The following is a 26226-nucleotide window of genomic DNA, read 5'->3' on the forward strand; positions in this document are numbered from 1 at the left end:
AAAGTAAGAATTAAAAGTTCGTTGGGAACCTTGTTATTACAGTGACTGCCCTTTCTGTAATAATAAGGTTCCCAGTTTTTTAAAAGCGTTGCTTCCTTCATTACTGATAGTATTACGAGAGAAAAAATTTAAAGACGACCATTATTCAAAAAAGAAGCTAGTTCTATTAATCATTTTTTGAAATATTGATGAAATAAATGCAATGTATTTGTAATTTATTTGTAATATAAGGGGTATTTGTATATAATAAAAAAAGTGTTCGCTACTTTTTTATACTATAGGAAAGCATAAAAATTTATGGTTTATAGTATAAGAAAAACTACAGCTTTCGCTAAAGACTTGGCGACAAGCCAAGTTTTTCTAATACGATGGGAAGGAATAATTAAAGTGATTAAGCGAATTAAACTACCTGGATGGATTTTGCTGTTTTTATTAATTCTGTTAATTTGTACAGGAATTAATAGATTAATACCATTTCCTAATAAACTAGTAAATAAGAAAGATAATATAAAAGCTGAGAGAGTTGAAGAGGACGAAAGCAATAGTAAGTACCCAGATATTCAGCTAAAAACTCTTTCACAAGAAACAGATGCATATACTTATTCAATTAGTAAGCCAGAGACCAAAAGTAAAAAAATTAATTCTTCTATTAACAAATGGATAAAAAGTCAAAAAGAGTCATTCTTAAAAACCGTTAGCATAAATAAAAAAACAAAAGGAGTGGCTCATTTAAACATTCAACTAGAAACCAATCGTATTACGAAGGATTTTTATAGTTTAGTTTTTCGAACATACGCCATTCACGGAGATGCAAATAAACAGGAAATGGTAAAAGTTTTTAATTTTGATGTAAAAAAAGAACAATTTCTAACCATTAATGACATATTGCATCTTGATGAGAAAAACCTTGACAAAATAAAAGAAGTTATCTGGGAAGAATTACAGGAGAATAAGGAATTGCAGCCATATATAAATAAAAGGCAAACATATGAATCGCTGCAAGAACTGGATGCTTGGCAATGGTCTATTGATCGAAGGGGTTTAACATTATACTGGGATGAGTATGCAATAACAGAAGGATTTGCTGAAACGGTTGAAGTCAACATTCCAATTAAAAAATTATATGTTTTTTTACAAGATCATATGGATTCTTATTTACAAATGTCGAAAGAGCAACAAGTAGAAAAGAAAAAAATCATTCAAGAAGAACATAGAAAAGAACTTACGAATGGAAAATATGTTGCATTGACATTCGATGATGGGCCAAGTCCACAAGGGACTCCAAAAATCTTGAAAACTTTGGAAGAATACGATGCAAAGGCAACCTTTTTCATGTTAGGAAGTCAAATAGATTATTACCCCGATCTTGCAAGAAAGGTGGTAGAAGAAGGACATGAAATTGGAAATCATACCAAAAGTCATCCTAATTTATCCAAAATGAGCGATGTTAACATAAAAAATGAGCTAGATTATACGAATGAAAAGATAAAAGAGGCGACTGGTGTTAGCCCGAGTCTTATTCGCCCACCTTATGGAATTTATAATGATAATGTGATAAAGTATGCAAAAGAAAACAATCAATCTATTATACTTTGGTCTGTTGATTCACTCGATTGGAAGAATAGGAATGGATCAGCTATCCAAAAAATTGTACAAAATGAAATAACTTCTGGAGCAATTGTACTTTTGCATGATATCCATTCCACAACAGCAGATGCATTACCAAAGCTGTTAAAAACATTAAAACAAGCAGGTTATCAATTTATCACCGTTTCACAGTTGCTTGATTGGAAAGGAAAAAATGGTGTATCTCTGTATTATGGAAGCACGAAATAAAAGCAAAACAGATGTTAATTGCAGTATAGGTTAGATGAAAGAAGCTGTGATTTTAACATGTTTTTAGTGCTTAAAGAATATGATTGAGTGAGAGAATTCTAACCAATCCGTTTTAATAAATCCAAGTAGCAGGTGGCAAGCGTAGCCCGTGAAGGAGGATGAAACATTCATGCCAAACCAACAAATGAAAGAAAATCAACTATCTAATAGACACAATATAACAAAGAAAAAGCTGCTGATTCCTTTTGCTATCCTTTTCATCCTTTCTCTATGTATTAAAGCATATATGGACACAAATACGTTTAAAGTGAATAAGCTTCCATTTTATAGTGATAAAATCCCTGATGATAAAGCAGTTAACATTTTACAGATCACTGATGTGCATAATAAAGTGTTTGGGAAAAGTAATGAAGAATTAATTCAAACGATCAAAGATTTAAATGCGGATATAATTGTTATTACAGGAGACTTAATAGATAGAAAGACTACCGAGTTTAACGATATGTTTGCGTTCGTTGAAAAGCTCACGTCTGTGCAGAAGCATGTTTACTTTGTTACGGGAAACCATGAATGGGATAATCCAAAAAAAGAGGAATTCTTAAACGGGCTTGAGGAACGACAGGTAACGATTTTAAACAATAAAAATAGACAATTAACGATGAATCAGGTTAGCTTAAATCTTGTTGGGATTGACGATAGCTCTACGAATCACGAGAACGTTACACAGGCTTTTGCTGGCGTGAATGACGAGTATTATACTGTATTACTTTCTCATTCACCTAACATCATAGAAAAAGAGAGCAGCCTACCTGCTGACTTGATTTTAAGTGGCCATACACATGGCGGACAAGTAAGACTTCCTTTTATTGGAGCCTTAGTAGCTCCCGATGAAGGTTTTTTCCCTACTTACGATAAAGGAACATATAATATAAACCAAAATCAATTTCTTTATATAGATAGTGGTCTAGGAACCAGCGTTGCACCTATACGTTTTTTAAATCAGAGCCAAATTAGTATGATTAGGGTTTCTAAAAGATATTAATACAAAGGCAGTTATTATACCCATTCGATGTTGGGAAAAGCATTATTGATCCATTTCTACATATAAGGCGCTTAAGTGTAAACAAGTTAAAAAGGAAAACAACATTAAAATTAAGCTCGCTACTATACCCTACTGTTCATACTGATCGTCATGAGGGATAAAAGCTAAAGCAGGTTCAAACGATGATATCAATATTATCTATTTTGCATCCTATTGTATTTTCCATTTCACCATTATGGCTGGAATATGTTTCATAAGATCTTTTAAACGTATTTGAAAGTATGTTTCTATATCTGCTTTAAGACGCTCTTCTAAGTTCATCCACTGTTTAGCTATATAGTTAACTCGAAATGATTTTCTAAGTCCTGCTATTTCCCCAAATAGAATTTAGCCTAGCTTTATTTTCAAGTGAGATTAAAGATAGAATTGCGCCGTCATCATATTCATCAAATTCAATGGAATTCCTGAATAATATGATACTTTTTAGTAGCTTGTACCCAATTGGATAAATGCTTATAACATTCTAGAATAGGAAACCCTTCTTCATTACAATATATTTATTATGGATGTAGATGGTAACCGTTGCAGAAACATCTAAAATAGCCGAAACACCTTTCCGCTGTTTAAAGAAATGGCTCTATACTAAATGTGGTGGTACTCCTTATTGTGCCAATGCACAGAAAGATGCAAAAAAATACACTCACTCCCCTCTCTTTTGATAACCTTGAGTTGCAGACACAAAAGGTAAAGGAGAGGGAAAGAGTGCAATATCATCTTATCATAGATTTATTGGGGATAAAAGATAAACAAGTAGAAGTATGGGATATAAAAGAAGAACCCGCGACATGGTTGGTAGAGCTTTATACGAAAGTTAAAAAGCAAACATGTCCATCCTGTAAAGCGAAAACAAAGCGAGTGCACAGCTACCGAAAACAGTTGATTCAAGGGTCAAATCTATCCCATACATCCGTGAAAATTTCTCTGCGAAAAAGAAGATATCTATGTACCCATTGCCACCATACCTTTTATGAACATTTACAAATGGTGGATCGGTATCAAAGGTGCACCAATTCATTACAAATGAGCGCACGAACTTACTCGGCAATCGGTTCATTTACGGATGCAGCCCGTTTATCTGGTATGACAACGAATCGATTAATCCGTTTGTTTGATCGTCATCCCCTGCAAACAAAGAAGGTTCTACCACGTGCTATAGCTATTGATGAGTTTAAAGGAGATGCAGGAGGAGAGAGGTTTCAAACAGTCATTGCAGATGTGGAGAACAAAGAAATCATCGATATTTTACCGGACAGAAAAGTAGATACCATAAAAGAGTATTTACAATCCCGTGATACGAGTAAAGTCCAAATCGTCGTTATGGATTTGTCAAAATCCTTTAAACAAGCTGTACAAAAAGCATTAGGCAATCCATTGATTATTGCCGATCGATTTCACTATATGAGGCAAGTATATTGGGCACTGGATGAAGTACGCCGAGAAGTTCAGAGGGATTTGGATAAAAAGCCACGTATCCAGATGAAACGTAGTAAAAAACTGTTATGGAAATCGGTATATAAACTGGATGAAGAAGAGTCAGAAAAGGTACAAAAGCTTCTTGATATTGATCCCAGATTACAAAAAGCCTATGCACTTAAGAATAAGTTAGATCAATGGTTTAAGGAAAGCGATAAGGATACAGCTAAAGCTGGATTAGAAGCATGTATGCAGACATTAAAAGAATCAGGTATGGATTCATTTCAACGTGTTTATCATACGTTTCAGCGATGGAAGACAGAAATCCTCCAATCATTTATGTATCCTTTTAACAATGGATATATAGAAGGGATAAACAACAAGATAAAGGTGTTAAAACGTAAGTCCTATGGCATTAAAAATTTTTCAAGATTAAAGAATAAAATACTATGGCAACAAGAGGTTAACAAATTAATTTAACACTAACTAAAAAGAGATGGTGGAGAGTAATTTCCACCACCACATTTGACAAAGAACCAAAGAAATACAATCTTTGTTACTAGTAAATGTATAGGTAAATATAATTTCCATCGGTCTCCTTTTTTATTTGTGTTGATATTGATGCCGTATATAAGGCGCTGTAAGACTCTCACTTCAGGAGTAGGATAATTTGTACTGCAACAAGTCTAAGTGGGAGATAACAGCACCTAAATTCCCTATTTCCTAAGTGGCATTTAGGTCATACCATGACGGTACTAACCATAAGTGGAGAGGGTTATTCCTCCCCGCTGATTGAAGATTCACTTTATCGATATAAATCATGCTGTGGTTGAAATAAGTCTTCTTCTGCATTTCTAACCATTGAAAAATGTTCTACATTGTAATGACCATGCAACGTTTCATTGTGATGGTTTATAATTTGTTTGGCACTTAAAACCTCACTATCAGTTGTAGAATGTCCATTGCCAACTAAAGTAACATCTAGTCCATTAATCGTAGCTGTTCGGACAGCACTATCTATACAGTGCTGCGTTTTACAACCCATGATAACTACATGGTGGATGTTTTGAGCTTTTAAGTATGGAAGCAGTCCTGTTCCATGGAAGGAATTTGTAGCCCCTTTATCAAAAAAAAGGCTATTTTTAGGCACATGAATTTGGTCATGTACTTCAAATCCTTGTCCACTGCCTTTAGCAACATCCAAGTCCCTGACAAAAACAGTTGAGACACTTAATTTGTTTGCTTTTTAAATGACTAAATTAATATTTTTAATCAACTCATGTTTATTATAGACAGCGCTTACTTGTTGGCTCCCATCGATTAGTTCCTTTTGAGCATCAATAATTAATAATATTTGCTGCAAATGAATTGCTACTTTTCTATGTGGGGCACATGACTATTCAGAAGTATTTACCCTCAAAGTTTCTTTGCCATATAATTAGTTTTTTCATACCATCTTCTCTAAATAAAGATTGTTCGTAAAAGGGGATTTGTATGAATTTTCCCACAAGAACATCTTATCATATTTTTCACTGTAATCTAATATAATTTCGGGCAAGGTTGACATTAATAAATAAATACAGTCATGGATTAGCAGCAAAGGAAAACATGGAGACTTTTCGAAAATGAACAACATATTTGCTTCGTGCGATGTTTTACTTTCGCAGCTTCCCCTATCCTGTGGGGATACGTAGCGTGAAAATCCAACACTTTTTTCAAGGAGTCTGAGCACGTGCCCCACGGAAGGCGTATGTTTTTTCAGTATCGGTAAAATTCATTTTCGTCTAGTTTTACTTTCATAGATTTTGGAGAAGGTCATTATTTCTTGAACAGAAACCAAACTTGATAAGTAGTAGGCGCAGCGTTCTTAAAATTGCCCCCTCATCTCCTAAAAAAAGCCGTGGAAAGGATAGACCCACGGCGTACCTGTTTCAATTATTCTTTTAATTATCGCTTTAAAGGACTCACGCACAGTAATCTTTGTTTGCCTATAAAAAACGATGAAATGTAGGTTAAGAAGAACAATAGCTATCAAGAACTTAAAGTTGAACCATTTTTCGAATCGATGGAGGTACGTCCAAATAATATAAATCTTGGTATCGCTGTGAAGTAGTTAACAATTCTTGGTGTGAGCCTTGCATCTCAATATACCCATCCTCTAAGAAAATAATTTCATCCATATGCTTAATGCCAGATAAATGGTGAGTGATCCAAATAACTGTTTTATCTTTCAATGTCGAGAAAATGGTTTTTAACAAATCTGCCTCTGTTTTAGGATCTAGGCCTACGGTTGGTTCATCAAGTATAACGACGGGGGTTCCTTTTAATAGAATTCTTGCTAAAGCCACCCGTTGTTGCTGACCGCCACTAAAGATTTGTCCCGATTCTTCCATCATTGTATTATACCCTTTGGGTAGGCTCTTGATATAATCATGAAGCTGAACTTTTTTAGCCGCTTCGACAATGTTCTGGTCGGTTGCCTGTTGATTGCCAAGGCGAAGATTATTAGCAATTGTCGTGTTAAATAAATGTGGTTGCTGATTTAAAATCGATACCATTTCAAATAGAGCATCACCATAAGCTGTTACATCTGTTCCATTGAGAGTTACTGTTCCTTTTGTTGGGGCATAGGATCCACAAATAAGCTGGACAATACTTGATTTTCCTGCTCCGCTTTTTCCTAATAAAGCGAGTCTTTTCCCTTGTGGTATTGCAATGGATACATCTTTTAAAACTTGTTTATCAAATCCATGATATTGAAAAGCAACATGATCAAGCAGAATATCTACAGAACGAGGGACTGCTGATAAAGAAACGTTTTGCTGAGAAGTAGCTTTTCCAGCATCTGTTTCTTCCAGTGCTTCCAATCTGGAAATGGATTCGGTATACTCTGGAACTTGTTCTAATGCTTCAGAAACTGGTAAAAAAGCTTCAGCAATGGCTAGTGTAACGAGAACAAAGGCGGCAATTAATGTAACATGCATATTTCCTTCAGCAACCATCGTACTTGACCAGTAAACCATAGAAATAACCATAGCGCCAATAATGAGTTGATTGGCGAAGTCTCGAAATCGTTGCTGGCTTTTAATGCGCCTTTCTACAATAGCTACAGATTGGTCTTTCATTGTATCCTGTTTCATAAAATCATTTGGTTTTCCAGCGATCATCCAATCTTTAATCCCAAGTAATCCATCTGTCAGTATATGATATTGATCATAACGACCGTTCTTTATTAAAGCGGTTCGTTTTCGGCTGGACCATAGTGAAAGAATAGGAATAAACACAACGATAAAAAATAGATACACTGCCATAAGTAAAGCAAAAACAATATCAAACCATCCTAGATAAGCAATAACAATACCATACATACCTAAAGCAGTAGCACTTGGTAAAATGGTTCGAATAAATAAATCTTGTAAATGGTCGATATCATCCGATAATACTCCTAGAATTCTGCCAGTTTGAAAGCGTGACTGAATAAAAGCTGCTTGCGGTTCTAGGGTTTGATAAAGGCGGCTACGCATATTCGCTAATATTCGAAGGATCGTGTTATGACTCGTTAAACGAGAAAGATAGTGAAATACTGCCCGGAAAATACCAAAAGCTCGGACGGACACAACGGGAATATAAACCATTAAAATATTCTCAGGTCTTAATGCGGATTTGGAAATTAAGTATCCAGATGTAAACATAAGCGCTGCGCCACAGGCTAGAGCCAATAAACCTATAAGAATGCTGGCTAATAACCCTTTATAATGCATTTTTACATATGGGATGATCCAAGTTCTCATTGTACTCCCTCCAATTGTGACAGAACGAGTTGATAATACTCTCCTCTGCGGAGCATTAATTCATGTGGTGTTCCTATTTCTACGACGACGCCATCTTTTAATACGATAATCCGGTCCATTTGTTCCATCCAATGGAGACGATGGGTTGCAAAAAAGACTAATTTATCTTTAAACAATGTAGTCATTGTCTGTTTCAATTCGTACTCTGTTTCAATATCTAAATGTGCAGTTGGCTCATCCAATAATAGGATTGGACGATTGCCAAGAAAGGCTCGTGCCAAGGCTACTCGTTGTTCTTGACCGCCACTAAGTGAGCGGGCGCCAGTACCAATTTCTTGCTCTATTCCATTAGGAAAGGAGTGGATCAAGTCGTCCAATTCCGCAGCTTTTGCCGCTTGCCATACCTCTTCATCAGAAGCATTTGGTTCGTAAAAACGAATATTATCAGCGATTGACTGACTAAAAATATACGGATGCTGTGGGATATACGTAATTTGGCGTTGCCATGCTTCACTGTTTAAGGTGTTTAAAATTTGCTGATTTACTCGGAAGCTCCCTTGAGTTGGTGTTAAAAATCCGCCTAATATATCAATGAGAGTAGATTTTCCTGCACCGCTAGCACCAACAATACCAATTTTTTCAAAGCCATTTACTTGCAAGGAAACATCGATTAAAGCCTGCAGCCCGTTATCGTCATGGGAATGACTGACATAGGAGAGCTTTAGCTTACTATTGTTTGACCAGACAAGCGTATTTGCAATAATGGGATTACATTCCGGAGTGGGCTCTGCTAAAATCGTATCAATCGCTTTCGCCGCTTCCTGACCATTTAACGTCGCATGATAATCAGCTCCAACCTCTTTCAGCGGCAAGAAAAACTCAGGGGCTAAAATTAAGACGACTAACGCAACGTCTAATAATAGGTTTCCCTCAATAAGTCGTAGCCCTAAACCTACGGCAACAGAGGCTACCGATAACATAGTAAAAAAGTCAAGCGCAAAAGAAGAGAGAAATGCGATCCGTAATGTTCCAATGGTCGATTTTCGGTATTCATTACTCACTTTCTCAATCGTGTTTCCATGTGATTTGCTTTTACCTAGATATTTTAAGGTTTCCAAACCACGTAAAGAATCAATAAAATGATTGGATAATAGGTGATATGAATGCCATTGTCGTTCCATTTTCTTTTTCGCAGCTAACCCAAGGAGAATCATAAATACGATAATAATAGGTACCGTGAAAAATAAAATGACACTTGATAATTTATCCTGAAAAAAAACATAGATAAGCACCATTGGTGGAACGATGCAGGCTGCCACCATTTTAGGAATAATCAATTCTAAATACGTACGTAGCTGCGTTGCACCTTCCATCGCCAAATTTACTAATTTGGCAGTTCCTTGTTTACTAGTGTAGCTTGGGCCAAGCTCGAATAGCTTGGCCATTAGTTGTTTTCTTGTTTCAACACGGGTTTTTTCTGCAAACTGAAAGGTTACTTTTTTCTTAAGAGTACTCATCAGATATCTCATAGCAAATGCTAACAGAAAAAGAGCGCCTAATGTCCATGTTTTCTGAAAAAATTCCCCACTAAATAAGCGAAATAACCATTCTGCTAACCATGTTGCTTGTAAAATAATCGCGATTGCTTCAACGATCGTAATGGCTACGACAATTCCAAGCGTTAGCTTTACACCTTTGTACGTCCATAAATGATTTTGCATCATCTTTTTCATTAGTATTCTAAATGCTCCTCTTCTTTAACACGTTTACGGAACACATAATAACTCCATATTTGATAACCAAGCACAAAAGGTATTAATGTTACAGCTACGATGGTCATGACTTTTAAAGAATATGGCCCTGAAGCAGCATTATGAATCGTTAAGTCGAACGCATGGTTAATACTGCTTACCATTACTCGTGGGAATAAACCGACGAATACGGATGTTACTGTTAGCGCAATCGTTAATCCAGTCATCGTAAATGCCCAGCCATCACGGCTTTTGAGTGCAAAACTTCTAGCAAAAATAACAGCTACCACGATCAGTGCGAAAATCGGGATTAATACAGCACCTCTTACTTCGAAAATATCTGTGTAGAAATAGGATGCCACTACAAACGCGACTAAAGCAATACCAACAGCATAGACCACTTTTTTTGCAGTTTCACGAGCTCTATTTTGCAAGTCCCCGGTTGTCTTCAAGGTGATAAAGAAGAGACCGTGCAAGAAACAAAGCAATGTAATCGCAATGGCGCCAATTAATGTATATGGCGTAATATAGTCAAATAAAGAAGCATAAATATTCATCTCACTATCAATTGGTAAGCCTGCCATCAATGCAGCAAACACCACTCCCCATAGAAATGGATTTAACAAACTGCTAACAAAGATCGTCCAATCCCAAGTGTCGCGCCATTTGGGATTATCTAGTTTACTTCTAAATTCAAATGCTACACCTCGTCCAATGAGCAGTAGCAGCATGATAACGAGCGGCATGTACAAACCACTGAATAAAGTGGCGTACCAATTTGGGAATGCTGCAAACATCGCTCCACCTGCTGTGATGAGCCAAACTTCATTTCCATCCCAAACTGGTCCAATAGTATTGATTAATACACGGCGCTCACCAGGTGTTTTGGCAACAAATCGCATCGCCATGCCAACACCAAAATCAAAGCCTTCTAAGAATAAAAATCCGACGAATAGGACAGCGATTAAAATAAACCACACCTCATTTAGCATAAGAACCATACCCTTCCTCTCCAAAAGGATCTGTTGTTAGCTTGACATCTTTTTCTTCTTCAACAGGGCCTTTTTTGATTACTCGAACGAATAAGTAAGCCATCACAATAGCAAGGATTAAATAGATCGCACTAAATGAGATTAGTGAGAAAAGAACTTGCCCAGCAGTTACGTTTGGGGACACAGCATCTTGTGTTTGCATATGGCCAAATACGACCCAAGGCTGTCTGCCGATTTCTGTCATAATCCAACCGGCGGTACTACCGATGAATGGTAGCGAAATAGCCCAAATCATGATTTTTAAATATTTGCTGCTTTGCTCGAGTTTTTTCCGTTTGGATAGATATGCTCCATAAAGTCCTAATAAAATCATAAGTCCACCAGTGAAAACCATAATTCGGAAACTCCAAAACGTTGTTTTTACCGGAGGAATATAATCTCCTTCTCCATACAGTTCTTCATATTTAGCTTGAATTGATTTCATCCCTTCTACACTTCCGCTAAATTCACTGTAGGAGAGGTAACTAAGAATGTATGGAATATTGACTTCAAATGAATTTTCCTGATTATCGGAATCAATATTTGCAAACAAAGTCCATGCCGCAGGATCACCGCTATCTTCCCATAATCCCTCTGCAGCAGCCATTTTCATGGGCTGTGTTTCAACTAGGAATTGGGACTGTGCGTGTCCAGTGAAGGCAATTCCAAAACCAGAAATAATAGCAACAATTAATGCGATGTTAAATGATTTTTTAAAGAAGGCAGTGTCTTGTTTTTTTAATAACTTCCATGCACTTACACCCGTGATTAAAAATGCTCCTGTGGCTAATGAGCCAAATACGGTATGTGGGAATTCGACCCATACTTGACCGCTCGTAATTAATGCAAGAAAATCATTCATTTCTGCCCGACCATTATTAATTTCAAAACCTACTGGGTACTGCATAAACGAGTTAGCGACTAATATCCAAAAAGCAGAAATAATCGTTCCAATAGATACGAGCCAAATACACATTAAATGTACTTTCTTCGATAGACGCTTCCAACCAAAAATCCACAATCCAATAAAGGTGGATTCCATAAAGAAAGCGAGCAGTGCTTCCACAGCAAGTGGAGCTCCAAAGACGTCCCCAACAAAGCGAGAGTAGTTCGACCAATTCATCCCGAATTGGAATTCCTGTAAAATACCAGTAACGACTCCAACGGCAAAGTTAATGAGAAATAAATGTCCCCAAAACTTCGCCATTTTTTTGTACTGTTCTTTACCTTTTACAACATATAATGTCTCCATGAGTGCAATTAAAAAGACGAGACCAATTGATAAAGGCACAAAAATAAAGTGAAAAATGGTGGTTGATGCGAATTGAATTCGCGATAACGTAATAACGTCCATAAGTTTCTCCTTCCTCCCATTCTATGTGGGGTATAACTTTTTCAACAAGTTTCATAAAAGATAGGTGAGTAAAACATGTTTGTTGTTGGCATGTTCAAATGACTGAAGGTAGTAAGTTTAGGTGCTTTTACTGTCTACAAAAAAGCTTGTTCGGTACTGAACAAAATTAATTCTAAGTAATTTCATAGGTTTTGCCTATGTATAATCTTTTGTCTACTAAAGATTGAAATTTTGTGCGATGAGGTGTAGCAGTCAAATATATTTATTTACGCTACAATGCTACAAAACTCCAGCCGGTAAAATTAGAACCATCTTTTATAAAGGAATAAAAGTAGAAGTATCAGCTATTTATTTATTGAGACTAGCTTAAATGGATAGATGAATGATGATTTCGTACTCCCCATCCTCTCACATTGATGCTTTTAGTAAGAAAAAAGAACAACTCTCTGACAGATTTAGCTCCTTTCTACTATGACATTTGAACCTCCTGCTTATACTATACAATTAAATACAAGTCTGTAGCGGTTTAAATCTTGAAATTTTTGTAACGTACTTTCGACAAATTTGTTAATAATTGTATTGTGTATTGTGATTGTTATGTTTTGTAGAGTTATTATGTATAGGGGAAGCGTTTTAAAAGTGAATTTTATCACAAATAGCCTGTGGATAGGGCCAAGAAAGGGAGGGGAAGTACAAGCAATGGTAATTTGGCAAAGTTATGCACATTAACAATCGTTCTTAAATGCTGTACGTGATCATGAAACAGATTTAGTTTATCGCGTATATAAGATGCTGTAAGACTCTCACTTCAGGAGGTGGATAAATCTATACGGCAATAAATCTAAGTAGGAGCTAACAGCACCTAGATGTCCTATTTCGTAAGATGCTTTTAGGTCATACCATTACGGTACTAACAAGCAGTGGGATTCATTGAAAACCCCTTCTGACTAAAAGTTCACTTTATTAGTGAAAATATCTATATTATGATGAGGAAGTGTGTACTTTGCCTCTGAATTTCACTTTTAGAGATATAATGAGTTATAACTTGAAAAATGAATCCTTTCAGTGAGCATTCTTTTGACGATCCAATGGTCGGCAAAACCGACGATTGTTAACAGAATTGCAGACTTTTAATCAATCATGGTACATTTTCACACCGTCCTTAGATAGAGCTTTCTTAATCGTTTAAAACAGGAAAGAATTGGTTGCTGGTGAATTCGGAACATGGTATGATCAATTCAAAAGTAGTTTGAAGTGGGAAAAGTTGAGCAAGTTAAATTATTTCACTTTTTTGTATACTTGTGTTGATATTACAAATTAGCGGGGAGAATATTTTTAGAAAAAGGGGGATGACATGAGCAAGAGAAGAAAAGAAAACAAATGGAAGGATAAGCTGCCATTTCGATTGAATTTGCTCTTTTTTGTTATGTTTATCATGTTTGCAGCTTTAATTCTCCAGCTCGGTGCAGTCCAAATTCTTAGAGGGGAGTCTTTTCAGGAAGAAATTGATCGAACGGTTAATGAGACAACGAAAGTACCAGTTCCACGTGGTAAAATATATGATAGCAATCAGCAACTTGTTGTCGGTAACGAGCCACTATATCGATTACCTATACCCCTGCTAAAGGAACGCAAGCTGCAGATAGATTAGAAGTAGCTGAGAAATTAGCCAAGCTGATTACGATTGAGGTTAAAGGAATTAGTGAAAGGGATAAAAAAGAGTACTATTACTTAAACAATAAAGACAAAGTAGTAGAAAGGCTGTCTCAAGAAGAAAAAAAGAAGCTTGATGATGTCGAAGAATATGATCTTGCTTTAGAACGAATTACCGAAACAGAGATGAATGATATATCGGAACACGATAAATTGATCATCGTAATTAAAAAAGAACTGGATAAAGCTTATGCGCTAACGCCACAAATTATTAAAAATGAAGGTGTAACAGCAGAAGAGTATGCGCAAGTATCGGAAAATTTAGGTGAATTACCAGGAATCAATGCGATTGCAGACTGGGAGCGCAATTATCCATTTGGAGATACATTAAAGAGCTTAGTTGGCAATATTACGACTCAAGAGCGAGGTCTTCCGAAAGAAAAATTGGAACACTTTTTAACGAGAGGATACAGCCGTAATGATCGTGTCGGAATTAGTGGTTTAGAAAAATATTATGAGGATGCTTTACGGGGGAGAAAAGAGCAAATAGAATATATCACAACAAAAGATGGAACTACGGTAGATTCTCGAGTAGCAGTGGAAGGGCAAGCAGGTAAAGATCTTGTTTTAACCATTGATATGGAATTCCAAAAAAAGGTCGATAAAGTGTTACAAGAAGAATTACAGAAGACGATACAAAAACATCCTTATCAACATCAATATATGTCAGATGCAGCCGCTGTAGTCATGAACCCAAAAACGGGAGCATTGCTTGCGGTAAGCGGTGTAACATACGATAGAAAAACAAATGACTATAAGAAGGCTCCATATAAAGCATTCCATGATGCTCATTTACCAGGGTCCGCTATTAAAGGAGCTACTGTTTTAGCAGGGTACGAATCAGGAGTTATTTCTCCAGGGCAAGTATTTAATGACAGAAAAATACAAATTGCTAGTGGCGCGCCGAAAGGTTCCTATTCGGAACTAGGCCCGGTGGATGACTATGCTGCGTTACGCCGTTCATCTAACGTATATATGTTTTATATTGCATTGAAAATGGGAGGAGAGCATCGCTATCCGTTTCCAAATGGAGAGAGTGCGGCATTTGATGTAGCTGCATGGGATCAGATGCGCAGCTATTTTCAACAATTTGGCTTAGGAAATCGAACAGGTATTGATTACCCTTATGAATCAACCGGTGTTATTGGTGACAAACAATTTCAACCAGGGCTGCTTATGGACTATGCAATTGGTCAATATGATAACTACACTGCTCTACAGTTAGTGCAATATGTATCAACGATAGCGAATGACGGTAACCGTGTACGCCCACAATTAGTAAAAGAGATACGCAATCCATCACAAGTAGAAGAGCGATTAGGCTCTGTATATCAAAGCAAGGGAACAGAAGTACTAAATCGAATTGATATGGATAAATCGAAAATTGAACGAATTCAGGAAGGGTTTAGGCAAGTATTTAATGAACCAAGAGGAACTGCTGTACGTTATTTTGGAACATCGAAATATCGTAATTATAAAGCAGCTGGTAAAACGGGGACCGCTCAAAACGCCTATTATAAAGATGGAGAAAAGAAAGCAGATACAGAAAATCTTTCACTTGTTGGCTATGCACCTTATGATGATCCTGAAATGGCGTTTGCTATTATTGTACCTCATACGGGGATTGTTAATAGTAAACATCCGATAAATCAAACCATCGGTCAAGGTATTTTAGATGCTTATTTTTCCAGTAAAGAAGATTAGAATGTTGTACTTGATAGTGGGGGAATTAGCCGATATGATAGTTTTTGAAAGCTCGTGCTTATGAAGTGGTGAGTACGTATATGGTATGTGGGGTGAGGCTCCTAATAAATAGGAGTCTCATTATCATTTACATAGAAGAAAGATCTGCGGTGATATGTCAAATAGAATCAAGGTACTATTTGTTAAAAAAAGCATTAGGAAAACTAGACCAGTAATTAAGTGTGAAATAATGGAAGTTGATGACGCAAGGCGGCGACTCCTGCGGGAAAAGCATGAGCCTTAAGATCCCGCAACGAGCGCTTTTTGCGAGGGAGGAGGCTCATGCAGCCCCTCGGAAAGCGTCCAACTGTAGTGTAAAGCGACGGATTCAGGTGCACGTATAAATTCTCAAGCAGTATAACAAATAGAATGTAAGAAACAATGGAGCGAAAAAAATAACGCCTAAATATAATATAAGAGGAGGTATATTCTTGCGGAAAGTAATCGTTACTCCATACCAAAGTAAATGGCAGAATCTTTTTATGCAAGAAGCAAAAAATATAGCAGCCATTTTTAAAACAGAACTAGTTGCGATGCATCATATTGGAAGTACGGCTGTTCCAGGCTTAGCAGCTAAACCGATTATAGACATCATGCCGGTGGTTTCTTCGATTGAAAAAGTAGATCAATACATAGAAGAAATGGAAAATCTGGGCTATGTCGCCTTAGGAGAGAATGGTATAGAAGGAAGAAGGTATTTCAACAAAGGTGGAAATGAACGGACACATCATGTGCACGTATTTGAAGAAGGGGACGACCATATCAAACGGCATCTCGCGTTTAAGGATTATTTAATTGCCCACCCATCGATAGCTAAAAAATACGGAGATTTAAAAACGGCTTTAGCGATCAAGTATCCGAAACAGATAGAAGCATATATTAGCGAGAAAAATGATTTTGTGAAAGAAGTGGAACAAGAAGCCTTAACTTGGTATAGATTAAAAGAAGCATGATAATTTATGGGCAAGCCTATTATAAAATGACTTTCACAGGGAGTTTTACTTTTTATGTATTATTAGTGATTATAGTGCGTGTTCAAAAAAGGTGGTAATAAGGACCGAGGTCGGATATGGTCTCAGGCGTCTTTGAAAAAGAAAAACACTTTTTCTGCGTGCAATGTGTTGCTGTCGTAGCCTTTCTTGTCTCGTTGCAACGCCAACACTAGCTCGTTCTGGCGCCTGAGTTTGAGCGGCGAAGTTTAGTAGTGGGCTTGTGTGTGTTACTGACTTCTACGTTGCCTACAGAACGTGGGCTATTTTAGCGAAGACTCCATATGCCTACAGAAACATGAACATTAGTATAGGCTTGCTTGAAACTCGTTCTCACGAGGAAAGGGGGAACTCTTTTTCAAAGGAAGGAAAAACAAGCTAACGAAGAAATTTGCTTTAGCATTTTTTAGTGCACTTTTTAAACAACCTCTTATAGAGAAAGAAGGCGTTGCGATAATGTTAGCAGTCCGCTGGGGAGTATTTTTAATCGGCATCACTGTATTTAGTCTCGGTGTAAGTATATCTATTAATATGCAGCATCTTGGTATTCACCCATGGGACGTACTGAATGTTGCTTTATTTGAAAAGTTGGGGTTATCAATTGGTTCGTGGGCAATAATTATTTCTATTTTATTAATTGGTGTATCTTGGGTTTTAGATAAGAGCTATATTAAAATGGGGACATTTTTTAATGCAGTATTGGTTGGTTTGCTGGTAGATATTTTTCTATGGCTTGATTTTTTACCAGTTGCATCGAGGTCGTGGTCAGATTATATGCTCATTATCGTTGGAATTGTAATTATGGGTTTGGGTGGTGGTATTTATAATGCAGCAAATGTAGGCTCAGGGCCGCGAGATGGATTTATGCTGTCTATTTCTGATAAGCTTCAAGCATCTGTGGGCAAAGTTCGGATTATTACCGAAACCTTCGTACTGCTCGTTGGTTTGTTGTTAGGTGGTCCGGTCTTTTTATTTACATTTGTTTTTACCTTTATTCAAAGTCCAATATTTCAATTTACATATGGAAAAATCCGCTCGAAATTACAATATTTAGAGACAAGACACCAGCATAGTGCTTAATGAACTATTTGTGCTCCGGCGTTCCGTTTTTTATACGGTAAGGTCGGCGAGGTCGGTGTCAAATAAATACGATAACATTTATCCCGCATATAAGGTGCTGTAAGTCTCCCACTTCAAGAATTGGAGAATCCATACTGCAACAAGTCTAAGTTGGAGATAGCAGCACCTAGATGCTTGATTCGTCCAGAGACCTTTAGGTCATACCATTACGGTACTAACAATCAGTGGGGATGAAAGAAAATCCCCACTGATTGATGTGACCCCTGTCAAGTAGACAGTATTAAAAGAGCAAATTATGCAGCTTGTGCTCTGAATTTTAGGGACTCAGGTGTTTAATTTCTTGGAAACATTAAAGGTTCGCTTTATCTATATAGCACCTAAATGTGGGAATAATAAATTGAACCTTCACTTAATATGCTCTCTATTTACATAGTCAGAAGCTTGTATTTGATGAGAAGATAAAGCGCGTTCTAAGTCATAATCAGTTATTACTTTCTGTAACCAAATCCAGCATAATATAAGTACAAGGAAAGTGAAAACAATCACCGCGAAAACAGCGAATTTTCCTTTCATAACTATTACCCCCTTCGTGTTACAAAATGATTCATTTTAAAAAAGTGTAAAAATTCAATTGGTTCCGTTATATTCATTGAAGAGCTGTAATCATGACATAGTAAAGTAGTTTATATGTATTCTACTTGATTTACTTCTCTAATTAGATATAGCTTTTAAATATAACGTTAGCGTACCAAACCCTTCTCTTTCTGTAAATATAAACAATTCCCTTTAGGATTAATAGCGCCTTTTAAAATTGCTTTAGAAGTGTCTCCTGTCTTAAGGAAATTATTCTAAGCAAACAGGATAGTAAATCAAAACAGAAACAAGTAAAATAAAGATAAAAGAAATCCTAAATCATAGTTTTTTCGTGAGGTGATCGGTTTGTTTCAAAATATTTTATTGGCAGCGGATGGCTCTTCTCATTCTATTCGTTCTGCCGAGTATACAGTAGGGTTGGCTAAAAAATTTTCGTCTAAGGTGGAAGTGGTGTATGTTGTTGATGGTGAAACGGCAAAGTCGGACGTGCTATATGGTGCCGACCATGCGCAAGTAGAAAAAAACAGACAAGAAAGAATGCAACCGATCACAGATGTATTACAAGCAGCCAATATAGATTACACAGTTACCGTTTTACATGGGGATCCGGGGCCTAAAATTGTTGCATATGCAAATAAGCATGATATTGATTGTGTCATTGTAGGAAGCCGCGGTAGAAATAACTTCCAAACGTTTCTGTTAGGTAGTGTCAGTCACAAGGTTGCTAAGCAAGTGGAATGCCCAGTATTAATCGTAAAATAAAATTTAAGCATTGGTGTGAGTTCCAATAGCAAAGGAAAGCCACATGAATTCAAAAGCTTTAAATTTGAATTCATGTGGTTTATTCATTTTAAGTGGTTTGATCTAGCGTTAGTTTTTTAGGTAGTTACTCACGGAAACTTGTACGCTATAGTTTAGCATTTGTGATTGCAGTACGTACGTCGTAAGGATGCAAATCAATATCTGTCGGTTCGCTCATGGCTAATTTTGCTAACTGCGAACCAATAAATGGTCCCATCGTTAATCCTGTTGATCCAAGCCCGTTTGCTAACAACACCCCTTGAAAGCCTGGGAGCGGACCAATGACTGGGAGAAATTCTGGAGTCACAGGACGAAAACCAACACGAGCTTCTACAACTGTTGCCTCTGCTAATCGTGGCGCAAATTCCAGCGCTTTCGTTATAATTTCCTGCATCCCACCAACTGTAATACGACAATCATAACCTACTTTATTTTCATATGTCGCACCAAGCACGATTCGATTGTTCGGAAAGGTGAGCATATATTGATTATTCGGCGGCTTCACAACTGGTAAAGTGGATAAGTCTTCATCCATATTTTCTAGTTTCACATGTAAAATTTGTGCCCGTTGTGCCTCGACTTGAAAGGCAACTCCTAACGGTTTTAGTAACTCGCTCATCCAAGCACCTGTTGCTGCAATAACTGTATTTGCTTTTACTTCACGACCATCATGTAAAGTGACGCCAGTAATCGTTTGTCCTGCGTTTTGTAATACAGCGGTCCCTTTTATTCGTTTCGCACCGTGTTTTTGTGCTGCTTGAAGAAGTGCATCCCGAAGCTTTCTACCGTTTACACGCGCTGCACCACTAACATAAACAGAGCCATACGTGTCGTCTAATAATGGAAATCTACTTTGTGTTTGCTTGGGAGATAATAATTCCACCTCGCCAATTTCTGGAGCATCTATCTTTCGTTTTTCCGCTCGTTCCTTCATTGCGATTAATTTTTTCTCATCTTGATGCAAATGTAATGCACCAACTTGCTGATAGCCGGTGTCCGGTAAGCCGTCTGTTGCGAGTGATTTTACTAAATAAGGATACATGCGAGCTCCAGCTTTTACAAGTTCATACCACGCTTTATTTCGTCGTTGTGACAACCACGGACAGACGATCCCAGCAGCAGCATCTGTTGCTTGTCCTTTATCTTCACGATCTATAATCGTCACGTCACAGTTATTCTTCGCAAGATAATAGGCGGTTGAAGCTCCCACAATGCCGCTACCAACAATAATTGCTTTTCTTTTCATCGGAATATCCTTTCGTTCAGCAGAATAATCGTTACTATCATAAAAAATTTCCTCTATATGCTTCACTATACTATGATAAAAATAAACGGATAAAAAGTAAATGCGTACTAGAGCTTATTTTTTAAAGAATAAGAAAGTATAAACTTAGGTGCTTATGGATAACGAAATAACCGACTAGCCACGTCCAGCGCATGAGCCCAGCAACGATGCGACTTTAGAAATGCGCCCTACGATAAGGCATCATCGGTTCGTGGCAAAGAGGAAGGCCGACTAAAAACGGGCTTGCCGCTCAGGCGTCGGCATACCCCTGTTTTTAGTGGCATGATTCCTATATCTTTAGTTGATTCGTTCCATTCACTACGTTGCTAAACGGGCGCTTGCGCCTTTGTTCATGTGATTTAGCGAATTTTTTTAAATCGCTATTCAAGCGGAATGAATTTTGATAAGCTAATAGTTGTAAAAGCTTTAATAGAAGGAGAAATGATCAATGGCAAAGACGATAATTTTTGGACATAAAAATCCAGATACAGACGCAATTTGTTCCGCAATCGGATATGCGGATTTAAAGCAGAAATTGGGAATGGATGCAGAACCCGTTCGACTAGGTGCAGTTAGCAAAGAAACGCAATATGCACTTGATTATTTCGAAGTAAAAGCACCTGCATTAATGGAGGAAGTAGAGCCAGGTACAGATGTGATTCTCGTTGACCATAATGAATTTCAACAAAGTGTAGCAAATATTAAAGACGCTCGTATTACGGAGGTAGTTGACCACCATCGCATTTCTAACTTTGAAACAAGTGAACCGCTATATTTCCGTGCTGAGCCTGTTGGTTGTACAGCTACCATCTTAAACAAAATGTATAAGGAAAATGGAATTGCTGTTCCAAAGCAAATTGCTGGTCTATTATTATCAGCGATTATTTCCGATTCTTTATTGCTAAAATCGCCAACGTGCACACAGGAAGATGTAGATGCGGCTCATGAATTAGCTGAGATTGCAGGGGTTGATTTGCATACGTACGGGCTGGAAATGTTAAAAGCAGGAGCAGATTTAGGCGATAAATCGATTTCTGAATTATTAACGATGGACGCAAAGGAATTTTCTATGGGCGGTGCGAAAGTTGAAATTGCCCAGGTAAATGCAGTCGATACAGAACAAATTTACGCACTGCAAACGGAAATTGAAGCAGAAATTGCCAATCTGATTAAAGAAAAAGAACTTGACCTATTTTTATTCGTTGTCACGGATATTTTAAACAATGATTCGGAAGTGCTTGCAGTCGGAAATGGAAAGTCAAAAGTGGAAGCTGCATTTAACGTTGACCTTGATCACCGCAGTCGTGCGCTATTAAAAGGTGTTGTTTCGCGTAAAAAGCAAATTGTAACAGCACTAACAGAGGCATATGAAAAATAAACACTAATATGGTAAAGGCACATGCGTATATTCAAATAGACTAAATGAATAAAAGGATGTTATGTTCTATATATGGGCATAAATCCTTTTTTTCTTATGCAAGTTTGTTATCGTTAAATATTGAAATATAGTTTTCATATGTATGCATTAAAAATATAATAAAGAAAAACGTTGTACGATTTAAATTTTTCTCCCACCTATACCCAAAAATACTTTTACTTGAGATAATTTTATGGAGGAGTTACATGAACATAACAACAGAAAGGCTAATTATACGTCATTTCGAATTAAGAGATTGGGAAGAAGTATATCCATATACATCCCGAAAGTCAGTTATGAAATATATGCCTGAAGGTGTATTAACAAAACAGGAAACACAGAAAATGATTAAAAAGAACCTAGGTGAATCAGCTAAGAAATTTCCAGTAATATTAGCCAACCAAAATATTCTAATTGGACATATGGAGTTTTTTAACTATTTTGGTGACCACACATATGAAATAGGTTGGGTATTTCATCCTGAGTATTATAATCAAGGTTATGCGTCGGAAGCTGCACTTGCAATATTAAAATATGGATTTGAAGAACTAGAACTACATAGAATTGTAGCAACTTGCCAGCCAGAAAATGTTCCTTCCTTTCGTGTCATGGAAAAGATCGGCATGAGAAGAGAAGGGCATTTTAAAAAATGTATTCCTCATGGAGATGAATGGTGGGATGAATACTCTTATGCAGTACTAAAGGAAGAATGGAATAACCGTTCTTAGTTGTTACCACGGAGCACCTAAATAACTTCTCATTCTATAAAAGATTGAATTCATAATTATCCCGCATATAAGGTGCTGTAAGACTCCCGCTTCAGGGGTTGGATATCTGTACAGCCACAAGTCTAAGTAGAAGATAACAGCACCTAAATGCCCGTTTTGTTCAAAGTCCTTTAGATCATACCATTAAGGTACTAACAAGCCGTGTGGGATGAAGGAAAGCCACCAATGATGGTTTATTTGCTTTATTTGATCTTTTTCAAGTTTTCCACCTACGGGGGCAATTGATTAACAAGAGATAGTTGACTATTTGTAATGACGGACTGTTTTATTAAAGAAATAGTGTATAATGTAAATGAAGAACGTACGTTTCCTTTAGGCAAGAATAATGGAAAGCACTTTTCATTATCATGTTTATAATGGAATTCAAGACCGTCATGTTGTATATAAAGAGGATAAGGGAGGAGGGAAACTTTTTGCTATTGGAAGCGATTTCCTTATAAGCAAAAGCAATAGAGGATAAAAAGTATGGGGCTGTATTTATCATAGAAGTCAAAAATAGATATTTGGACATGTATTATCTTATGATGAAAAACTTGAATTGATCATTTTTGCAGAATACCTCTGAGAAGTGCCCTGTTAATACATTTTGTATAGGAGTGTATATTTTATTGATAAAATTTCTGGAGTATAACTGGCAGGTAAGAGAAGACTGGTTTGAATGGTGTAATCAACTAACAATAAAAGAGCTGTTAAAAGACCGTACAGGTGGAGTGGGTAGCATTTTATATACCCTATTTCACATTATCGATGTAGAATATAGTTGGTTTAGGGGGATTCAAGGTAAAGAAGACGTAATAGTGCAGTTTGCGGATTACAACACAATGGAGAAGGTTAAAACGCTTTCAAGTACATTCCGAACAGAAATAGTTGCATTTTTGAAAGCCAATTTAGATGAAATTAAAGGGAAATTAATAAGTGTTCCTTGGGATGAAGATCAATATACTGTAGATGAAATATTGCATCATATAATCGTTCACGAAATTCACCATGTTGGTCAACTTTCTATTTGGGCAAGAGAATTAGATCTAAATCCTGTAACTGCTAACTTTATTGGAAGAGAACTTAAACCTTTCCATTCTAATTAAAAGTAAAGCGCCTTTTCGTTTCCAGTCCTGTATCAATGATTGCTTTGTAACTGCAGTACAAGCCTTTGATTTAGGGGAATAATCGTAATGTAACATTATTTTCGCATCTGGTAGCTAACAGTTTTGGATTCAAGGTGAATGACGCGTGAATCTGTGTAAATACTTAGGATTGCTGTATAAACGGAATAATTGCTACAAAAGCTAATGGTACATTAACTAGGAGGGATTTCCATGGAAGGTAAACCAAAAGGACCAAAACAAAAGCAGCATCCCAATTTACCCGAAAGTCCAAAACAACCATATGGAGAACCATTAGATGGCTCTAAAAAGGTAAAACAGGCAAATCATTCAAGGCAAAAACACAATCCCCATCACGGGTTATAGAACAAGGTATCCAGTCTGGGTACCTGTTTATTTTTGAAGAAGTGTTTGTTTCCAAAACAGCGCTTTTTATAATAGCAACATATTTACCGATATCTAGTTACTTTGTTAGACAAGTACTGATTAGATTCTATTTTCAACTCACTTCCCGTCACAGTTTTCTGCCGTGCTAGCATCTTATTAGACTATCAACGCTAGTCAAGGATGGTTACAGTGTTTTATGCTGTTTATAAATTATTTTTTAATTACACCGGATTTTGCTATGATTAAACGTATAAAAAGGGAAGGGAAAGATGATCGACTATGTGGAAAGATTTCAAGGAATTTGCATTTAAGGGGAATGTCGTTGATTTAGCTGTAGCCGTCGTAATTGGTGCAGCATTCAGCGCAATTGTAACATCATTAGTAGAAAATATTATCACACCACTCATTGGAATTATTATGAATGGCATCGATTTTAGCAACTTATCCATTACTTATAAAAGTGCAACCATAAATTATGGGTTATTTATTCAATCGATAGTAGATTTCTTTATTGTGGCAGGTTCTATTTTCTTATTCATCCGTTTGTTAATGAAGTTTAAACGTCAAAAACAAGAAGAGCCTTTAGAAGAAACACCAGAAGTTAACGCCCAAGAAGAATTGTTAAAGGAAATTAGAGATTTATTGAAAGCGCAAGCGAACGACAATAAATAACTACAGGAGGGTATCGTTTGAAAATTAGACCATATCATTCTAACTATGAAAAGGGATGGTTACAATGCCGAGTGTTAGCTTTTTTAGAAACAGCTTATTATGACAATGTTTTACGGGAAAAGGAAACATATGACCACAAGGCAATTGAATTAGTAGCTATCCAGCAAGATAAGATAGTCGGGCTGATTGATGTGGAATATGAATCAGAAAAGAATACGGTGTGCACTGGTGAGAATGGACTTGGAGGAATGATTTGGCATCTTGCTGTGCACCCTGATTATCAACGGCTTGGCATTGGACATCAATTATTAAACAGTGCTGAGAGAATGCATCGGAAAAGGGCATAAATTATTTAGAAGCATGGACAAGAGATGACGAATGGGTATTGAACTGGTATCAGAAAAACGGTTTTCACCCTGTCCATTCTTATTTACATGTTTTTCTTGAAGGGAAAAGTGAAACGAGTTATTTGAAAAGTGAAGTCGGTAATTTTTACCCAGTTCAAGCATGGGCACATTATACCGGTAAAGATGAACAGGTTATTCGACAAGCATTCAGGCGCATACATACGTGTACAGGTTTGGAAAAGAGGTTGAATCATGCTGGAAACTTATAGATGTCTTCAAGCTGGGGATGAAAAGCAAATGCAAGCATACGAAGCAATCATGGGTTTAAATGTACTATATGACTTGCAAGTGTATAAGCCGGTTTTATGTGGAACGTTCCCCTTAGGAATTCATGTTGCGGGATCAGATTTGGACATTATTTTGCAAACTAGTGATTTAGAACGTTTGGAACAGGATTTGAGACGATTATATTCTCACCAGAAATCGTTTTGCACTCAAACGAAAAATCATCCGAGGTCGAGAAGTGGTTAAAGTAAATTTTTATTATCAATCATTTGCTTTTGAACTTTTCGCCCAAGATCAGCCTGTTTATGAGCAATATGCTTATTTGCACATGGTTATTGAAGATGGTGTATTAGGAAAGTTTCCCGAATGGAAAGGGGAAGTAATTCGGTTAAAGCAACTAGGAATGAACACAGAGGCAGCCTTTTGCAAACTATTGGGTCTTTCTGGTGATCCCTTTGAGCAGTTAATTCTATATGGAAAACGAAATAACATCATCTCATGAGCGAGGGAGCTTCTCTCGCTTTTTTGTTGTATAGGAACCTATAAAATGAGGTGCTCGTGGATAACGAAATAACCGACTAGCCACTTCCGGCGCATGAGCCCAGCAACGATGCGACTTTAGAAATGCGCCCTACGATAAGGCCTCATCGGTTCGTCGCTAAGAGGAATGCCGACTAAAAACGGGCTTGCCGCTCAGACGTCGGCATACCCCTGTTGCACAAGTTATAATTCGTTTACCTCGTT

Annotated in this window: 21 protein-coding genes and 2 pseudogenes; 16 read left to right on the forward strand and 7 right to left on the reverse strand. The window is 37.0% G+C overall.

The window, feature by feature from the left end; genetic code table 11:
- The first annotated feature begins 387 nt into the window (after positions 1–387).
- The 3 genes from KBP50_RS03905 (at position 388) to KBP50_RS03915 (ending at position 4831) form a co-directional block, all read left to right on the forward strand.
- Complete coding sequence (locus tag KBP50_RS03905; RefSeq protein ID WP_076362095.1) at positions 388–1836, forward strand: polysaccharide deacetylase family protein; 1449 nt, start codon at positions 388–390, stop codon at positions 1834–1836.
- 169 nt (positions 1837–2005) lie between these two features.
- Positions 2006–2878, forward strand: a complete 873-nt coding sequence (locus KBP50_RS03910; protein WP_232231327.1) for a metallophosphoesterase — start codon at positions 2006–2008, stop codon at positions 2876–2878.
- Positions 2879–3640: 762 nt separating this feature from the next.
- Entirely contained in the window at positions 3641–4831 is a 1191-nt protein-coding gene (locus tag KBP50_RS03915) for an ISL3 family transposase (protein ID WP_050349589.1), read from the forward strand.
- A gap of 325 nt (positions 4832–5156) precedes the next feature.
- Here KBP50_RS03915 and KBP50_RS03920 read toward each other — a convergent pair.
- The 5 genes and pseudogenes from KBP50_RS03920 to KBP50_RS03940 all read right to left on the reverse strand — a co-directional run bounded on the left by KBP50_RS03920 (position 5157) and on the right by KBP50_RS03940 (position 12278).
- Positions 5157–5714 (reverse strand): annotated as a pseudogene (locus KBP50_RS03920) (isochorismatase family protein).
- A gap of 676 nt (positions 5715–6390) precedes the next feature.
- The gene (cydC, locus tag KBP50_RS03925; protein WP_050350091.1) at positions 6391–8142 is read right to left on the reverse strand and encodes a thiol reductant ABC exporter subunit CydC; all 1752 of its coding nucleotides are present in this window, start codon (positions 8140–8142) and stop codon (positions 6391–6393) included.
- Complete coding sequence (gene cydD, locus KBP50_RS03930; RefSeq protein WP_050350437.1) at positions 8139–9863, reverse strand: thiol reductant ABC exporter subunit CydD; 1725 nt, start codon at positions 9861–9863, stop codon at positions 8139–8141. The genes cydC and cydD overlap by 4 nt, the downstream gene beginning before the upstream one ends.
- Before the next feature lie 11 nt (positions 9864–9874).
- Complete coding sequence (gene cydB, locus KBP50_RS03935; protein ID WP_050350092.1) at positions 9875–10894, reverse strand: cytochrome d ubiquinol oxidase subunit II; 1020 nt, start codon at positions 10892–10894, stop codon at positions 9875–9877.
- Positions 10875–12278, reverse strand: a complete 1404-nt coding sequence (locus KBP50_RS03940; RefSeq protein WP_050350093.1) for a cytochrome ubiquinol oxidase subunit I — start codon at positions 12276–12278, stop codon at positions 10875–10877. The genes cydB and KBP50_RS03940 overlap by 20 nt, the downstream gene beginning before the upstream one ends.
- Positions 12279–13632: 1354 nt before the next feature.
- On the opposite strand from KBP50_RS03940, the gene KBP50_RS22635 reads away from it, so the two are divergent.
- From KBP50_RS22635 to KBP50_RS03955, 4 genes are all read left to right on the forward strand, one after another.
- On the forward strand, positions 13633–13929 hold the full coding sequence (locus KBP50_RS22635; RefSeq protein ID WP_328219519.1) for a hypothetical protein: 297 nt from the start codon (positions 13633–13635) through the stop codon (positions 13927–13929).
- Positions 13884–15695 (forward strand): peptidoglycan D,D-transpeptidase FtsI family protein, encoded by a 1812-nt coding sequence (locus KBP50_RS03945; RefSeq protein WP_330218369.1) that lies wholly within the window; start codon positions 13884–13886, stop codon positions 15693–15695. The genes KBP50_RS22635 and KBP50_RS03945 overlap by 46 nt, the downstream gene beginning before the upstream one ends.
- A gap of 470 nt (positions 15696–16165) precedes the next feature.
- A complete protein-coding gene (locus KBP50_RS03950) occupies positions 16166–16687 on the forward strand; it encodes a GrpB family protein (RefSeq protein WP_050350094.1) in 522 nt (173 codons plus the stop codon).
- Positions 16688–17179: 492 nt separating this feature from the next.
- Positions 17180–17803 carry a YczE/YyaS/YitT family protein gene (locus tag KBP50_RS03955; RefSeq protein WP_072741077.1) on the forward strand — a complete coding sequence of 208 codons (624 nt, stop codon included), beginning with the start codon at positions 17180–17182 and terminating at the stop codon, positions 17801–17803.
- A 405-nt stretch (positions 17804–18208) separates the two neighbouring features.
- On the opposite strand, the gene KBP50_RS03960 is transcribed toward KBP50_RS03955, so the two are convergent.
- On the reverse strand, positions 18209–18376 hold the full coding sequence (locus KBP50_RS03960; protein ID WP_156875274.1) for a hypothetical protein: 168 nt from the start codon (positions 18374–18376) through the stop codon (positions 18209–18211).
- Between the two features lie 366 nt (positions 18377–18742).
- Here KBP50_RS03960 and KBP50_RS03965 point away from each other — a divergent pair, with 366 nt between their 5' ends.
- The gene (locus tag KBP50_RS03965) at positions 18743–19159 is read left to right on the forward strand and encodes a universal stress protein (RefSeq protein ID WP_050350096.1); all 417 of its coding nucleotides are present in this window, start codon (positions 18743–18745) and stop codon (positions 19157–19159) included.
- 145 nt (positions 19160–19304) lie between these two features.
- On the opposite strand, the gene KBP50_RS03970 is transcribed toward KBP50_RS03965, so the two are convergent.
- Positions 19305–20444 (reverse strand): NAD(P)/FAD-dependent oxidoreductase, encoded by a 1140-nt coding sequence (locus KBP50_RS03970; RefSeq protein WP_050350097.1) that lies wholly within the window; start codon positions 20442–20444, stop codon positions 19305–19307.
- 487 nt (positions 20445–20931) lie between these two features.
- Here KBP50_RS03970 and KBP50_RS03975 point away from each other — a divergent pair, with 487 nt between their 5' ends.
- The 8 genes and pseudogenes from KBP50_RS03975 to KBP50_RS22410 all read left to right on the forward strand — a co-directional run bounded on the left by KBP50_RS03975 (position 20932) and on the right by KBP50_RS22410 (position 25984).
- A complete protein-coding gene (locus KBP50_RS03975) occupies positions 20932–21861 on the forward strand; it encodes a manganese-dependent inorganic pyrophosphatase (RefSeq protein ID WP_050350098.1) in 930 nt (309 codons plus the stop codon).
- Positions 21862–22106: 245 nt separating this feature from the next.
- Positions 22107–22628 carry a GNAT family N-acetyltransferase gene (locus KBP50_RS03980; RefSeq protein WP_050350099.1) on the forward strand — a complete coding sequence of 174 codons (522 nt, stop codon included), beginning with the start codon at positions 22107–22109 and terminating at the stop codon, positions 22626–22628.
- Between the two features lie 668 nt (positions 22629–23296).
- The gene (locus tag KBP50_RS03985) at positions 23297–23773 is read left to right on the forward strand and encodes a DinB family protein (RefSeq protein ID WP_128743278.1); all 477 of its coding nucleotides are present in this window, start codon (positions 23297–23299) and stop codon (positions 23771–23773) included.
- Between the two features lie 231 nt (positions 23774–24004).
- Positions 24005–24157, forward strand: a complete 153-nt coding sequence (locus KBP50_RS03990; protein WP_050350100.1) for a small acid-soluble spore protein P — start codon at positions 24005–24007, stop codon at positions 24155–24157.
- A 300-nt stretch (positions 24158–24457) separates the two neighbouring features.
- On the forward strand, positions 24458–24850 hold the full coding sequence (gene mscL, locus KBP50_RS03995) for a large conductance mechanosensitive channel protein MscL (protein WP_050350101.1): 393 nt from the start codon (positions 24458–24460) through the stop codon (positions 24848–24850).
- A 17-nt stretch (positions 24851–24867) separates the two neighbouring features.
- Positions 24868–25466 (forward strand): annotated as a pseudogene (locus KBP50_RS04000) (GNAT family N-acetyltransferase).
- Positions 25450–25728: a DUF4269 domain-containing protein gene (locus KBP50_RS22405; protein WP_232231325.1), complete on the forward strand. Its 279-nt coding sequence runs from the start codon at positions 25450–25452 to the stop codon at positions 25726–25728. The pseudogene KBP50_RS04000 and the gene KBP50_RS22405 overlap by 17 nt, the downstream one beginning before the upstream one ends.
- Positions 25721–25984: a DUF4269 domain-containing protein gene (locus KBP50_RS22410; protein ID WP_232231324.1), complete on the forward strand. Its 264-nt coding sequence runs from the start codon at positions 25721–25723 to the stop codon at positions 25982–25984. The genes KBP50_RS22405 and KBP50_RS22410 overlap by 8 nt, the downstream gene beginning before the upstream one ends.
- Positions 25985–26226 lie beyond the last annotated feature (242 nt).

The organism is Virgibacillus pantothenticus (genome assembly GCF_018075365.1).
Taxonomy (GTDB): domain Bacteria; phylum Bacillota; class Bacilli; order Bacillales; family Amphibacillaceae; genus Virgibacillus; species Virgibacillus pantothenticus.